We start from the raw sequence: 14,828 nt of genomic DNA on the forward strand, positions 1-14,828 counted from the left end.
TGTACGGCCGTCTCGACGGGCCGACGGTGAAGAGGCTCGCACCATCCCCCCGGAGGGGACGCAGGCACCCCCTCTTCACCTGACGGGCCCCTTACCTTTGAACGGACGACGATAGTGCGGCATCGGCTCCCCGCCGAACGCCAGGGGCGACATCGATCACATCCTGGCCGTCGTTCAGCCGGTTTCCGCGATGGTATTTCACCCGTTTGATGGCGTTATGCGCCCGAGGTGCTTCCTCCCGCGTGTGGTAGCTCTCACCGCCGCCCGGGGAACCGGGCTCCCCGACCCCCTCCGGCACGGGAGCCCCGCCCCGAAGGCCCCCGGCCCCCGGGCTCCCACCCCGCCCGGCCCGGTTTCCGGACCTCCACAGGATGATCGTCCCGGGATAGGTTCTTCCTGGTGGTCTGCGCACGGGCGGGGTCCGTGGGGCGGCGGGGGACGCCGGAGCCACCGTGGGCGTACAGCGAAGAGCGGAGAGCGCGGAGATGACCGAGCAGCAGGACCGGTGGAACGCCGTCGACGACTACTTCACGGCCGAGCTGGCCCCCGCCGACGAGGCGCTGGAGGCGGCGCTGCGGGACAGCGACGCGGCGGGGCTGCCCGCGATCGCGGTCGCCCCGAACCAGGGGAAGCTGCTCCAGCTCCTCGCCCGGACGCAGGGCGCCCGGCGCATCCTGGAGATCGGCACCCTCGGCGGCTACAGCACCATCTGGCTGGCCCGGGCGCTGCCCGCCGGCGGACGGCTGGTCACCCTGGAGTACCAGGCCGCGCACGCGGAGGTCGCCCGCCGCAACCTGGCCCGCGCCGGGCTGGACGGGGTCACCGAGGTCCGGGTGGGTCCGGCCCTGGAGACCCTGCCGCTGCTGGAGGCCGAGGGCGGCGACCCGTTCGACTTCGTCTTCATCGACGCCGACAAGGTCAACAACCCGAACTACCTCGACTGGGCGGTCCGGCTCACCCGCCCCGGCTCGGTGATCGTCTGCGACAACGTGGTGCGCGGCGGCGCCGTCACCGACGCGGACAGCACCGACCCGGCGGTCGTCGGCACCCGCGAACTGATCGCCCGCACCGCCGCGCACCCGACCCTGGACGCCACCGTCGTCCAGACGGTCGGCGCCAAGGGCTACGACGGCTTCCTGCTGGCCCGGGTCACGGGCTGACCCCACCGTTCACCGACCGGCCGCGCCGCACGGCGGCGACCCGCCAGGGACGACGTGCCGGTGCCCCCTCCCCGTGGCGACGAGGAGGGGGCACCGGACCGGATCCGACCGGCCCGGACCTGACTGGACCGGCCCCGACCGGACCGAACCGAACTGGCCTGAACTGGACCGACCAGGCCGGGCCGCGCGCCGCCCCCCCGACCCCGCCCCCGGTCTCACACCGGTCCGGGGACGGGTCCGGGGACGACGAGGGTCAGCTGGGGCAGGTGTCGTGGGTCACCTTGCCGCCGGAGGTGGAGGCGGCGCCCGGGTCGACCGTCAGGCACTTGCCCGTCCACTCGTTGATGAACTTGTAGGCCTTCTTCCGCACCCCGCCGACCTCGATCTGCGTCGGGATGACGTTCCACAGCTGGCTGCCCGAGTACCAGCGGGTCTCGCAGCCCCACCAGTACAGCTGGGTGCCCGACGGCGGCGGGGTGCCCCCGTTGTAGGGGACGGTCAGGCACTTGCCGTTGCTGGACCTGATCCAGTGGTACCCCTTGCCGTCGTAGGCCGAGGGACGCTCGGCCTGCCACTGGTGGCTGACGGGGGCGGTCGACTGGCACGCGCGCTGGGTGACCAGTCCGTCGGTCTTCGCGCTGTTGAACTCCGGACCCCGCACCATGCACCGGTTGAACCTGGTGTCGACGTAGGTCTTGTCCGCGTTGACCGTCCAGATCGACTGGTGACCGCTCTGGGCGAAGTGCGGGTTGTTGCGCGCGATGACGTTCTCGATGAGCGCCCAGCCGGGGAAGTCCATCATGACGATGCCGACGCGCCTGTTCACGTCACCGTTGTTGAGGTACTTCATCAACTCGAAGTTGATGCTGGGGTAGGTGATGGTCGTGTCACCGTAGGTGCGGACGTATCCACCGGCGAACGCGGCCGGGGAGGCCCAGGGCGCGTCGGAGCCGGAGGTGTAGGTCACGAACATCCTGCCGGTGCCGTCCCCCATCGCCTGATCGAGGTTGGCCCGCGCCGCGTCCCACCTCCGCTCGCTGTCGCCCAGCGACCAGGAGTCCTCGTTGGTGTCCGGGTCGTCGAAGCTCGAGATCCCGTACGAACCGGACCGGTCGATGCTGTCGAAAGCGCCCAGCACGATCTTCCCCCGGACGTCCGACAGGCGGGGGACCCAGGCCTTCGACGCCCCGGACACCGACGGACCGTAGAAGAGGTCGGGGTACCGGGAGAGGTACTCCTTGAAGATCTCTTCGATCCGCCCGCTGGTGACCGTCTTGGGATCGTTGGCGCAGTCCTGGATGTCGCGGTCGCCCCGGGGACACTCGGCCTTCAGCCGCATCACGACCGTCTCGCTGCTGTTCTTCCTGAGGAAGTCCCGCGCCTTGGTGAGGACGTCGTCGAAGTTGGCCTTCTGGTAGTAGGCCGCGTGGTGGACCGTGAAGTACTTGTTCTCGGTGACGCGGACCCGGATGTCGATGGCCCGGATGCCCCGTTCCAACTGCCGCGTCAGGGTGTTGGCGCTGTCGCCGAAGTCCTGCTGCGTCTTCACGTACACGCCCCCGTGGAGGGAGAGCGTGTCATGGGTGCCCGGCAGGGACAGGGACGCCAGCCAGGTGTCCCCGGCGACGCCCTTCATCCACTTCGACCGGTCCGTCGACCCGATGTCGTTGTACGCGTCGGCCTTGGTCGATCCGGCCGCGCTGGCGGGCCCCGGGCTCGCGACGCCCCCGAGCAGCAGGGCCCCGCTCGCGGCGGCGGTGGCCGCGAGCCGCGCGACGCGGCGGAACCGCCCCGGTGGCACGGGTGAACCCCCGTGCCGGACGGAGGATCTGGGCATGGGCATGAGCGCCCCTTCCGGAAAGCCGACGACACTGACCGAGCACCCCGGAACCACCACCCCCAGGCCCCGGGCCCGTCCCTGTCCCCGGCCCCGTCCTCGGAGGACACGGCGCGAACGACGAGGACGAACGCACTCCTGACGGTCATTCAGAATAGTTCAACAGCATTCGGTATCAACCATGTTGAAGAACCCACCTGGATGCCCCGCCGCCGGTGAAGAGGGGACGCGGGCTTTGGAGGTTGCTTCGGGGGGAGTCTTCGCCGGGGGCGGTGCCTGTCCGGGGCACTTCACTCCCGCTCGCGCGGGAAGCCCATTCCTACCGGGTACCGGGGTAGCTCGACGGGCCGCGCGATGCCTCGTGGATTGCCGTCGTCAGCCCCGCCCACGCGGGGGTGGCTCCGTCAACGCAGGGCCATCGGCATCGCCGCAGCGATCCACCCACCACGCCCTCGACTGACTATCTGCCAGGACCGTGCGTCCGTAATCTGCGGACGCGAGCCTCTTCCCGGCCAGGACGGCGGGGTGGCGCCCACTGCCCCTGGTCTCAGCTCGTCAGCCCGCTGGAATCCACGGTGACACGGACACTCCTGCTGCGGGCAGCGGTAAGGCCCGGCAGTGTCACCGGAAGTTGACACTGTCGGGCCTCTCGTCCCCGCGCGCCCGCGATCCGTATCAGGCGATCGGGGAGGCTGCGAAGTCGTAGCTCTTCTGCCCCTGACCATCGGTCTTCCAGTCGATCTGGAGCACCGAGTCACCGTAGTACCCGGAGCCGACCGCGCCCCTGTAGGAGGCCGTCGGGCTGGTGTACAGGGTGTTCCCGCTGCCATTGAGGCTGTTCATCTTGCTGCCGAGGCCGGTTCCGTATGTGAAGGCCGATACAGGGTCGGGACCGCTGACGCTGCGCTTGATCTGCACCACCACGCGAGCGGAATTGACGACGTTGTAGCCGGAGAACCCGGGCGGGCCGTCGACATCGACGCTGACGCTGGCGTAGGTGATGCCCCCGGAGCGCTTCGCGCAGGTCTTGACCTTGAAGTCGAAGTCGTCCCATATGACGCTCGACCCAGGATGGTCAACAGTCTTCTTCGAGGTCGTGCACTTCCAGCTGGCCGCCGGAACGGCCTGGGCCGTGCCCGCGAGCGCCGACACCGTCAGCGTGGCCGCCGAGAGGACGGCGACGAGCATGGTCTTACGCATGGTTCCCCCCTGAATATGCCTCAGATATTTTCACCCCACTCTATGTCCGGCCCGGGCCGCCCTCGCAAATGGACGGCCCGGACGTTCTCGCCCGGCAGCGCGCGGGCCTGGCCGTAGGAGAGGGTGGGCGAGGCCGGTGTTCGGGCACACGGGCCTGCGGGTTCACGCCCTTACCCGGGTTGAGTCGGCGGTGGGTGACGAACACCAGGCCGCGCGTCCGGCCCCTGTCCAGCCAGGGCGGGAGCCGCGCGGTGCCAGCGTCCCAGTAGACCGTCTCCAGGACGTCCTCCCGAACTTGGCCGCCCCGGCGGCTGGTGGCGGTGCTTTCCACGGTCCACCCCCGCTCGCGCGGGAAGCACCGCAGCGTCGTCGGGCGCGTCGTACAGCCCTGCGGTCCACCCCCGCTCGCGAGGGAAGTGCTGGCCCCTGATCACGGAGCAGATGGACGGCCACGGTCCACCGCCGCTCGCGCGGGAAGTACGGCGGCCAAGGCGGGCTCGGTGGGTCGATCTCCTTCCTGCAGGGCCAAAAGCTCCCGGAAGATTCCGCCCGGCAGGGCCAACAGTTCGGCGAAGGTGCCTTGTTCGGCCACGCGTCCGTGGTGGAGGACGATGATGCGGTCGGCGTGGCGGGTGCTGATGAGACGGTGGGTGACCAGGATGGTGGCGCGGTCGGCGGCCATCTGCCGCATGGTGGCGAACAGGGCGGCCTCGGCACGGGAGTCGAGGGCGGAGGTCGGTTCGTCCAGGACCAGGAGGGCCGCGTCCTTGTGGAATGCGCGGGCCAGGGCGATGCGCTGCCACTGTCCACCGGAGAGGTCGTGGCCGTCGGCCCAGGACGGGGCGAGCGAGGTGTCGAGGCCGTGGGGGAGCCGGGCGATGACGCTGTCGGCGCTGGCGGTGGCCGCGGCGGCGTGGACGGCGTGGTCGCCGCCGGGCCGGGGGGTGCCCAACTGGATGTTCTCCCGGGCGCTCAACGGCCACTCGGTGAAGCGCTGCGGCACGAGTGCGACGTGCTCCCATACCGTTGCGGGGTCGGCGTCGGCGAGGTCGCGGCCGTCCCACCGCATGGTGCCGGTGTCGGGGATGGTGAGCCCGGTGAGGAGCTGGATCAGGGTGGACTTGCCCGCCCCGTTCTCCCCGACCAGGGCGACCACCTCGCCGCGCCGCACCGAGACGGTGACACCGTCCAGCGCGGGCCGGGCGGCGCCCGGATAGGTGTAGGTCACGTCCTGTGCCTCGATGACGGCGGGCCCGGTGGCCGGGACGGCCCGGGTGCCGCGGCGTGCGGTGTGCTGTTCGGCGAGGGCGGTCCACCGGTTCCAGTCGCCGACGTACAGGGCGCTGCGGAACAGGCGCCCCGCGGTGCTCGCGGCGTCGGCGAGGGCGGCGTTGACGGTGCGGACGGCCAGGACAGCGGCGCCCGCGGCGGCGGGTTCGACCCGGCCGGTCGCGGCCAGGGCGCCGAGCGCGGTCCAGGTGGCGAGCTGCGCGGCCCCGGACCCGGCATCGCCCAGGATCCGGGCGCGTTCGGCCCGGTGGACCCCGGCGAGCACCGCCGCGTCCAGCCGACGGGACACCTCACGGAACCGCCCCTGAAGGAAGTGGGCCATCTTCGCGGCGCGGATCTCGGCGGCCGGGCGGCGCTTGGTCGTCTCCCGGTACAGGTAGTACCGCAGGCGCCGGTCCGGATGGGTCTCGTGCCGGACCATGTGCTCGATCCGGGCCGCGCGGATCGTCGCCGCAGCCTTCGGCACCGCGGTGAGCACCACCAGGGGGAGCAGCAGCGGGTGCAGCGTCACCAGAACGGATACGGCGGCCGCCATCTGCGCCAGGGAGGCGATCACCCCTTGCGCGTCGGTCACGAGGTCGGCCATCGCCTGCGCGCCGTCCTCGGCGGCTTCCAGGGCGTCGGCTACGTCGGGTTCCTCGTACGCCGCGAGTTCCAGCTTGTTCGCGCCTTCGACGACGGCGTAGCTCGCCTCGGTGACACAGCGGGGGCCGATCCGTGCCGCCGCCATGCGGGCCGCGCTCGCGGCGGCGTAGCGGGCGGCGAGGGTGAGCAGCAGGAGGAGGACGGTGGGCCAGGCTGCGTCCGCCGACGCGCGCCAGGGCCGGTCCTGGAGCAGGTGGGTGAGGGCGGCGGCGGTGGCGAGCAGCGCGACGGCCGTGGCCGCCGCGGCGACCGTCTGGCCGGCGGCGACCGCGAGCACGGCGCGCCGGTCGGTCCGCCATGCCAGGCGGACGGCTTGGGAGAGCAGGGCGGGCAGTTCGGCGGCGACGGCGTGGCCGGTCATCGCCAGGGTGCGCTGCTGGTGCACATCCACCGGCGGGGGTGCGGGCGGGTTCCGCGGGGTGGTCATGGGCACCATGTGTCCCTCAACCGGGTATGGCGGCGGCACCGCTTTTCCCCGTGCCGGGACGGCCTGCCGCAGGTCATCCGTCCCCGTCACTCAACGAGAATCACCCGTACGGGTGATTCTGTGCGGAATCAGATCTCCAGGGCGGGCAGATAGTGCCAGCCCCCTTCGGTGTGCTCGCCGACCGGTGCCCCGTCGGGGGCCTGGGCCCAGGCGTGGTACTCGACGGGCGGTGCGACGCGCGCTCCGACGCACCAGGTCAGCCGCCTGCCGAGCAGCGCGCAGGCCACCATGGCACCGAGGGACGATTCGAGACACGCGATACGGACCGGCCAGCGGCGCCCGGCGTGCCGCACCGCTTCCACCATCACCAGCGCCCGCTCCGCGGGCAAGGGGCGGCGCCCCACCCGGCGGGCGAGCCGGACGGCGCGGACCGTCCACCGGAACGGCAACCGCAACAGCAGCACCGCGGCCACCAGCCCCAGCCGGGCCGCCGCTCGCTCCCGCACCGACCCCGCCCGTATGGTCCGGTAGGACTCGACCGACGTCACCGCCACCACCTCCGAACGAGCCGCCACCCGTTCCGCTGGCCCGGCTCGCGGAGCAGATCCCGGTCCGCGAGCGCCCGCACGACCCCGGCGAGATCCCCCTCGGCGACGTCCGGGGACACGCCGAACCGGTCCGCGTACGTCTCGACGGCCTGTGCGTGGTCGTTGCTGTCCAGGAGCAGTCGGAGGGCGACGGCGGCGGTGCCGGAGAGCTGGAGCCACCGTCCGGACCGTTCGTCCAGGAGCGCACCGGCGGTCCCGGTGAGGATCGGGTGCACCCCGCTACGCAACCGCATGACCATCCCCGTCCCGCACGGTCCACGGGGCCGGGAAGGAGGCGATCTGGCGGAGCCAGAGTTCCGCCGCGACCGCGTAGTGGATCGCTCCCGCACCGCCCGGCAGGCCGGAGGCCGCCGCCCGCACGTCCCCGCCGATCCCGCCGGGCGGGAGGAGCCCGAGGGCGGCCAGCCGGGAGGAAGGGCCGAGGAGGTCAGCGAGCACACCGGCATTCCGCACGAGTCCCGCGTGCGCGACCTGGTCGAGCCCGCCCTTGGTCGTGCGCTCCAGGACGAACCCGGGCACCGGACCGTCGGGGAACGCGGCGGCCAGCAGCGGCTTGTACCGGTCGGCCACGCCCCGTTCGGCCGCCTCGATGGCGAGGCAGGCCCGGATGACCTCGTTGTCCAGGTACGGCGTAGCCAGTTCCACGTCGTGCTCGCGGGCCAGCGCGTGCCATCCGGAGAGACTGGCGCCGATCCGGATCAGGTCCTGCCGGTCGGTCCAGTCCGCCAGACCGTCACGGTGGCGGGGCACGGCCGCTGCCGCCGTGCCGATCTGATCGGCCAGGAGCGCGCGGACCTCGGGGGTCATCCACTGCGCGCAGGGCGAGAGCACCTGACGGGCGGCATCCTCCGAGGTCACCGCACGAGCCGGGCGCGGCGCCCCTGCGGCACGGATCGCGTCGGCGGCTTGCCGCCACCCTCCGGGCACCCCGCCGTCCGCGAGGAACCTCACCCGCCGCCACAGCGTCAGCGGGCTCACCCGCCGCACCCGGGCGTGCCCGAGGGTGTGGTGCCATGCCTCGCGGCGGCGCCTGGCCCGGTACAGGTCGGCCAGATACGCCGCCGACGCCGACAGGACCACGTCTCCGCCCTCACCGGTGAAGTACACACCTCCCGGGCCGCCGACGAGGTCCAGCTGAGCCCGCTTGATGCCCGCGGTCGCCGTGTACAGAGTCGGCTCGTCCGTCACCGGCACCACCCCCGCCTCCTCCAGCCCCGCGTACAGCACGACGTCCTCGCCGCCACGGAACACGTGGTGCCGCACTCCGGCAACCGCCGCTGCTGTACGCCTGGCATAAGCCAGGTCGTCGTTGCGCATTCGCGGGTCGGCGCCACCGAGGCCCTGTGACGGCTGGCCCTCCACGTTGCTCCTGGGGCGCACAGCGCGGACCGGGGCGAGGCCGCGTCGCGCCCGTGGAGCCGGTCCACCCCCGCTCGCGCGGGAAGCACGCGCCGACCGTCCGCAACCTGGTCCACGACCACGGTCCACCCCCCCTCGCGCGGGAAGCACTCTGACCAGGGGTGATGTGAGGGGTGGGGCGGAGGTCCACCCCCGCTCGCGCGGGAAGCACCAGACGTTCGACGGCCTGGTCAGGACGCTGATCGGTCCACCCCCGCTCGCGCGGGAAGCACCGCTCCCACAGCCCGTGGACCAGCCACAGCGCCGGTCCACCCCCGCTCGCGCGGGAAGCACAACCACCTGCGGGCCCTCGGCATCGCGCTGAGCGGTCCACCCCCGCTCGCGCGGGTAGCACCCCTACCGGGAGGGCAAGCCGCTGCCCGGCGGCGGTCCACCCCCGCTCGCGCGGGAAGCACGCGCGGCGGAGGGGGGGCTTTTCCGCGGCCTGGTCCACCCCCGCTCGCGCGGGAAGCACCCGCCCGAGAGGTAGCGGCGCCCGCCTACCAGAGGTCCACCCCCGCTCGCGCGGGAAGCACGCGCAGATCAGCCGGAAAGCGCACCCCGCTTTCGGTCCACCCCCGCTCGCGCGGGAAGCACGCCTCCCACGCGAGCGGCGACCGGGAGTAGACCGGTTCACCCCCGCTCGCGCGGGAAGCACGTGACCGCCCCCGGCCCCGACGGGCGCCTCGTCGGTCCACCCCCGCTCGCGCGGGAAACACTGAGGCTCATTGAGAAGAGGGGAAATCAGCCACGGTCCACCCCCGCTCGCGCGGGAAACACATCGGGGACCAGATCCGCGCGGACCTCGACACCGGTCCACCCCCGCTCGCGCGGGAAACACCAGACCACTGCCCATCACGTCCTCGGAGACCTCGGTCCACCCCCGCTCGCGCGGGAAACACGCCGACAACCAGTTCCCCGCACACCCAGCACCCGGTCCACCCCCGCTCGCGCGGGAAGCACACGTCCAGCGCGACCGCGCGCCTCGTCACCTACGGTCCACCCCCGCTCGCGCGGGAAGCACGCGACGCCGACCGGGCCATCTCGACCTCGCCCGGTCCACCCCCGCTCGCGCGGGAAACACGCCCCGGGCGAGTTCGTCGCGCTCGTGTCGGTCGGTCCACCCCCGCTCGCGCGGGAAGCACTTCGAGGGAGCCGACCTCCGTGGCTGAGCTCGCGGTCCACCCCCGCTCGCGCGGGAAGCACTGCATCTGGGCCAGGAAGGCGTCGCGCTTCTGCGGTTCACCCCCGCTCGCGCGGGAAGCACGCGAGCGCGTCCCACGCCTCCTGGGAGATGACCGGTTCACCCCCGCTCGCGCGGGAAGCACTGGTGCGGCGAGCTGATCTTGACCGCGTACGACGGTTCACCCCCGCTCGCGCGGGAAGCACCCCGACCCGGACGTCCCCGCGATCAGGACCCGCGGTTCACCCCCGCTCGCGCGGGAAGCACTCCGTGGCTGACGTCGCGGACGGCATCGCCCGCGGTTCACCCCCGCTCGCGCGGGAAGCACCTGACGCCGAACCTGGTCAACCCGCGGACCGACGGTTCACCCCCGCTCGCGCGGGAAGCACGGCGCGGAGGAACGCGCGGGCCCGGCGGACGGCGGTTCACCCCCGCTCGCGCGGGAAGCACTCGCGGATGTGGTTGCGGAGTTCGGCGAGGTTCGGTTCACCCCCGCTCGCGCGGGAAGCACCGCGGCATCGGCGCGGAGGTCACCCGCGAGATCGGTTCACCCCCGCTCGCGCGGGAAGCACGCCGCCGCGTCGCCACGCAGTCCCCGGGGTGGCGGTTCACCCCCGCTCGCGCGGGAAGCACGGCGCGGAGGAACGCGCGGGCCCGGCGGACGGCGGTTCACCCCCGCTCGCGCGGGAAGCACTCGCGGATGTGGTTGCGGAGTTCGGCGAGGTTCGGTTCACCCCCGCTCGCGCGGGAAGCACCGCGGCATCGGCGCGGAGGTCACCCGCGAGATCGGTTCACCCCCGCTCGCGCGGGAAGCACGCCGCCGCGTCGCCACGCAGTCCCCGGGGTGGCGGTTCACCCCCGCTCGCGCGGGAAGCACCGCGGAACGCCCCGCCCACACCTGGTCGACAGCGGTTCACCCCCGCTCGCGCGGGAAGCACTCCTCGGGCTCGGTGCGGGCGGTGTAGGGAACCGGTTCACCCCCGCTCGCGCGGGAAGCACGGGTGGTCCAGGAGCGCGATGGCGTCGGCGTGCGGTTCACCCCCGCTCGCGCGGGAAGCACGTCCTGCGCGCGGGGCGGCGGGCCAGGCCGGTCGGTTCACCCCCGCTCGCGCGGGAAGCACGCCGCCCACGACGCCGTCGCCGTCACCCTGTCCGGTTCACCCCCGCTCGCGCGGGAAGCACCGCACTATGAACCGCAAGTCCTGGAGAGCCGCCGGTTCACCCCCGCTCGCGCGGGAAGCACGGCCCCGGGCGCGCGCGCCCTCGCTCACACGGCGGTTCACCCCCGCTCGCGCGGGAAGCACTCGTAGACCGGCGGCGGGAACCGCTGGTTCTGCGGTTCACCCCCGCTCGCGCGGGAAGCACGCCACCGGCCGCAGGGCGCCGACGGCACGGGGCGGTTCACCCCCGCTCGCGCGGGAAGCACGAGGTCGGCGAGCACGTTGGTGACCTTGAGCAGGGTTCACCCCCGCTCGCGCGGGAAGCACACCCGCAACCCCGCCGTCGACCCGGTGGTGTTCGGTTCACCCCCGCTCGCGCGGGAAGCACGACCGGACCACGTGGCAGACCAAGGGCGGGCACGGTTCACCCCCGCTCGCGCGGGAAGCACGCTGACGGGGTCCGCCTCGGCGCCTGGATCGCCGGTTCACCCCCGCTCGCGCGGGAAGCACTTCTACGGCCCCGTCACCCCCGAGCCCGGGGCCGGTTCACCCCCGCTCGCGCGGGAAGCACGTCCACGACCCCGACCGGCACGTCACCGTCGCCGGTTCACCCCCGCTCGCGCGGGAAGCACCCCCGCCGCGAACGCATCCTCTACCCGTACTACGGTTCACCCCCGCTCGCGCGGGAAGCACGGTCAGGAACAGCGTCGGCATGCGCCTGACTACGGTTCACCCCCGCTCGCGCGGGAAGCACCCGGTGGACCTGCCGCTGGGCCTGTCGCTGGACGGTTCACCCCCGCTCGCGCGGGAAGCACCCTTTCTGAGCTGGGGGTTCAGAGGGGCTTTGCTGTTTCTTTAACCGTCGTCCGGGGCATCGTCCCCATCATGCCAGCCACTCAATAGCCGTGCCGCGAAGAGTCGATGGTCCGGGTCGACAGCGGTGAGGAACCGGCCAGGGCCGGGGGCGGGGCGGCGGGGCCGGGTTCGTCGGCCTGTGGCCCCGGGTGGCGGGCTCTCGCCGTTCCGGGGCCCGGTGCGGCGGTCTAGTGCTCGTGGTAGAAGCCCACGTTCACCGAGCGGGGGCCCGTTCGGTCCAGGATGACGATCTCGCCGGAGGAGCCCTGGGGCAGCGGGGACGTGCCGCCGTAGGCGATCGGTTGGGAGGGGCCCCGGCCCACGGTGAGGCGGACTTCCGAGGACGGGTCCGTCTGGGAGCCCCGGAGCCAGGACACCGTCCAGCCGCCGTCCGTTCCGCAGCGGAACTCCAGGTGGGTCCGGGACACGAACAGCCAGTCGCCGGGGGTGACCAGGCGGCACACGCTCCGGTCCCGTCCCACCCGCAGCACCGCCCCCGGGTCGCTCGACTCCTCGGCCATCAGCATGCCCGCCGTGGCGCCCGCGTCCGCCTCCGACACCGTCGCCATGGTCAGCTCCAGCACCCCGCGCTCCTTCGTCCCGTCGGCCCCCGGCACGTCACCGTGGTCAGGGGGAGGGTCGCACAGCCCGCCGCCGTACGGGAGACCTCTGGGACAATGGCCACATGACCGAACGAAAACCACCCGGCGTGAGTTTCGAGTCATGGGTGGACCACCAGATCAGGGTCGCGCAGGAGCGCGGCGAGTTCGCGGGGCTCTCCGGAGAGGGACGTCCGTTCGAGGAGGGTGCCGAGGCCCCCTACGACGAACTGTGGTGGATCCGGCGCAAGATGGCCCGCGAGGGCCTGAGCAGCCTGCCGCCGAGCCTCGCCCTGCGCAAGGAGGCCGAGGACGCGCTCGCCGCTGCCTGGGACGCCCCCTCCGCCGACGCGGCCCGCCGGATCGTCGCCGCCGTCAACCCCCGCATCCTGGACATGATGCTGCGTCCGCCGCCCGGCCCGCCGCTCGGCCTCAAGCCGTACGACCTGGACGAGATCGCCCGCGAGTGGCACGCCCGACGGGCCGAGTCCCAGTCCGGTCGTCCGTCGGATTCGGACGATGACAGCGATCGCCCTGACCCCTGTTCGGACAGTGATCGGGACAGGGGGCCGGACAGGGGTCGCGACGGGAACCGGGACAGCGCCGACGGCAACAGCAACAGCAACAGCAGAGGCAGCGGCGCGTAGTCCGTCCCCGTCCCGGCAGCGGTCCGGCCCTGGTCCATCCCGCCCTGCCCCGCCCCCGTCCTGGGCCGTTCCATCCCCGGCTCGCTCTGGCCCTGCCCGGCCCGGAGCGGGCGTCGCCGTCCCGTCGGCCCTGTCGGCCGACCGCCGGGGCGGCCCGACCGCCGGGGCGGCGCCCGGCGCGTGCCGGTGTGCGCCTGTCGGGCGACCGGTTGACGTACGGGGCACCGGGGAACACCTGACCCTGGTGTGTGTACCGAGAACGGGTATCGGGCCGAGGCGGGGCCGTCGGGCGCCGCGCGGGGAGGCGGTTCCAGGTATGACCGAGCGAGTGGAACACGAGCACGGACGGCTGTTCATCGGCGGGGTCCTGACCGATCCGCTGGGCGACGACGTCATAGAGGTCGTCTCCCCGCACACCGGCGAGGTCTTCGCCCGGGTCCCGCACGCCTCTCGCGCCGACGTCGACCGCGCGGTCGCCCTCGCCCGGGACGCCTTCGACCACGGGCCCTGGCCCCGCGCCTCCCTGGACGAACGGCTCGCCGTCGTGGGCCGGATCAGGGACGGACTCGCCGCCCGTCACGAGGAGATGGCCCGGCTGATCACCGCCCAGGTCGGCACCCCGTACCCGGTCAGCGTGCGCTTGCAGTCCCTCGGCGCGCTGAAGGTGTGGGACGCGGCCCTCTCCGTCGCGCGGGACTTCGTCCACGAGGAGCCCCGGGACGGTGCCTCCGGCAAGTTGCTGGTGCGCCGCGAACCGGTCGGGGTGGTCGCCGCCGTCGTCCCCTGGAACGTCCCTCAGTTCACCGCCGCCGCCAAGTTGGCGCCCGCGCTGCTCGCCGGGTGCCCGGTGGTGCTGAAGACCTCGCCGGAGAGCCCCCTCGACGCCTACCTCATCGCGGAGGCCGCCGCCGAGGCGGGGCTCCCCGAGGGCGTGCTGTCGATCCTCAGCGCCGACCGCGAGGTCAGCGAGTACCTGGTGGGGCACCCGGGCGTGGACAAGGTGTCGTTCACCGGCTCGGTCGCCGGGGGCCGCCGGGTGATGGAGGTCGCCGCCCGCAACCTCACCCGCGTCACCCTGGAACTGGGCGGCAAGTCGGCGGCCGTGGTGCTGCCCGACGCCGACACGGAGACCGCCGTCGCGGGCGTCACCCCCGCCGCGTGGCTGCTCAGCGGCCAGGCGTGCGTGGCCCAGACCCGCATCCTGGTGCCCCGCACCCGCCACGACGAGTTCGCCGACGCCTTCACCGCCGCCGCGCGGTCCCTGCGGGCCGGGGACCCGTTCGACCCCGGCACCCACCTCGGGCCGCTGGTCGCCGAACGCCAGCAGCGCCGCTCCCTCGACTACATCCGGATAGGCCGTGACGAGGGCGCCAAGGTCCTCGCGGGCGGCGGCCGTCCCCCGGGCCTGGACCGGGGCTGGTACGTCGAGGCCACGCTGTTCGGCGGGGTCGACAACTCCATGCGGGTCGCCCGGGAGGAGATCTTCGGCCCGGTGGTCTGCCTCCTCCCGTACGACGACGAGGAGGAGGCGGTGCGGATCGCCAACGACTCCGAGTACGGGCTGTCCGGCAGCGTCTGGACGGCCGACCCGGAGCACGGCCTCGACGTCGCCCGCCGCGTCCGCACCGGCACCTTCTCGGTCAACACCTTCGCCCTCGACGTCCTCGGCCCGTTCGGCGGCTACAAGAACTCCGGCCTGGGGCGGGAGTTCGGCCCCGAGGGGTACGCCGCGTACTTCGAGCACAAGATGATCCATCTGCCCGCCGGGTGGACCCCGAACCCCTGAACAGATGCCTGACGGATGCCCACGGACGCCCTG

At 73.1% G+C, this 14,828-nt stretch carries 9 protein-coding genes, 2 pseudogenes and 1 CRISPR repeat array; of the genes and pseudogenes, 3 read left to right on the forward strand and 8 right to left on the reverse strand.

The features are described from left to right. The first annotated feature begins 485 nt into the window (after nt 1-485). The gene (locus ACVWNX_RS24865) at nt 486-1,160 is read left to right on the forward strand and encodes an O-methyltransferase (protein WP_454410048.1); all 675 of its coding nucleotides are present in this window, start codon (nt 486-488) and stop codon (nt 1,158-1,160) included. Nucleotides 1,161-1,413: 253 nt separating this feature from the next. Here ACVWNX_RS24865 and ACVWNX_RS24870 read toward each other — a convergent pair whose 3' ends face one another. The 8 genes and pseudogenes from ACVWNX_RS24870 to ACVWNX_RS24905 form a co-directional block, all read right to left on the reverse strand. Beyond that, nucleotides 1,414-3,003 (reverse strand): phosphatidylinositol-specific phospholipase C domain-containing protein, encoded by a 1,590-nt coding sequence (locus ACVWNX_RS24870; RefSeq protein WP_454410050.1) that lies wholly within the window; start codon nt 3,001-3,003, stop codon nt 1,414-1,416. A gap of 669 nt (nt 3,004-3,672) precedes the next feature. Further along, complete coding sequence (locus ACVWNX_RS24875; protein WP_454410051.1) at nt 3,673-4,197, reverse strand: hypothetical protein; 525 nt, start codon at nt 4,195-4,197, stop codon at nt 3,673-3,675. Between the two features lie 83 nt (nt 4,198-4,280). Next, nucleotides 4,281-4,507: pseudogene (locus tag ACVWNX_RS24880) on the reverse strand (site-specific integrase); the annotation flags it as partial. A 120-nt stretch (nt 4,508-4,627) separates the two neighbouring features. Next, nucleotides 4,628-6,559, reverse strand: a complete 1,932-nt coding sequence (locus tag ACVWNX_RS24885; protein WP_454410053.1) for an ATP-binding cassette domain-containing protein — start codon at nt 6,557-6,559, stop codon at nt 4,628-4,630. Nucleotides 6,560-6,687: 128 nt separating this feature from the next. Continuing rightward, nucleotides 6,688-7,107, reverse strand: a complete 420-nt coding sequence (locus tag ACVWNX_RS24890) for a lasso peptide biosynthesis B2 protein (protein ID WP_454410055.1) — start codon at nt 7,105-7,107, stop codon at nt 6,688-6,690. Continuing rightward, nucleotides 7,104-7,400, reverse strand: a complete 297-nt coding sequence (locus ACVWNX_RS24895; RefSeq protein WP_454410056.1) for a PqqD family peptide modification chaperone — start codon at nt 7,398-7,400, stop codon at nt 7,104-7,106. The genes ACVWNX_RS24890 and ACVWNX_RS24895 overlap by 4 nt, the downstream gene beginning before the upstream one ends. Continuing rightward, nucleotides 7,387-8,484, reverse strand: a complete 1,098-nt coding sequence (locus tag ACVWNX_RS24900; RefSeq protein ID WP_454410057.1) for an asparagine synthase-related protein — start codon at nt 8,482-8,484, stop codon at nt 7,387-7,389. The genes ACVWNX_RS24895 and ACVWNX_RS24900 overlap by 14 nt, the downstream gene beginning before the upstream one ends. A gap of 102 nt (nt 8,485-8,586) precedes the next feature. Beyond that, nucleotides 8,587-11,723: a CRISPR direct-repeat array (repeat unit 29 nt; unit sequence CGGTCCACCCCCGCTCGCGCGGGAAGCAC). A gap of 228 nt (nt 11,724-11,951) precedes the next feature. Continuing rightward, nucleotides 11,952-12,347 carry a hypothetical protein gene (locus ACVWNX_RS24905; protein ID WP_454410059.1) on the reverse strand — a complete coding sequence of 132 codons (396 nt, stop codon included), beginning with the start codon at nt 12,345-12,347 and terminating at the stop codon, nt 11,952-11,954. 101 nt (nt 12,348-12,448) lie between these two features. Between ACVWNX_RS24905 and ACVWNX_RS24910 the strand changes: the two are divergent. Together ACVWNX_RS24910 and ACVWNX_RS24915 are read left to right on the forward strand one after the other, a co-directional pair. After that, nucleotides 12,449-12,850: pseudogene (locus ACVWNX_RS24910) on the forward strand (DnaJ family domain-containing protein); the annotation flags it as partial. Nucleotides 12,851-13,325: 475 nt separating this feature from the next. Beyond that, a complete protein-coding gene (locus tag ACVWNX_RS24915) occupies nt 13,326-14,795 on the forward strand; it encodes an aldehyde dehydrogenase (protein WP_454410061.1) in 1,470 nt (489 codons plus the stop codon). Nucleotides 14,796-14,828 lie beyond the last annotated feature (33 nt).

This window comes from Streptomyces sp. JNUCC 64 (assembly GCF_054484115.1).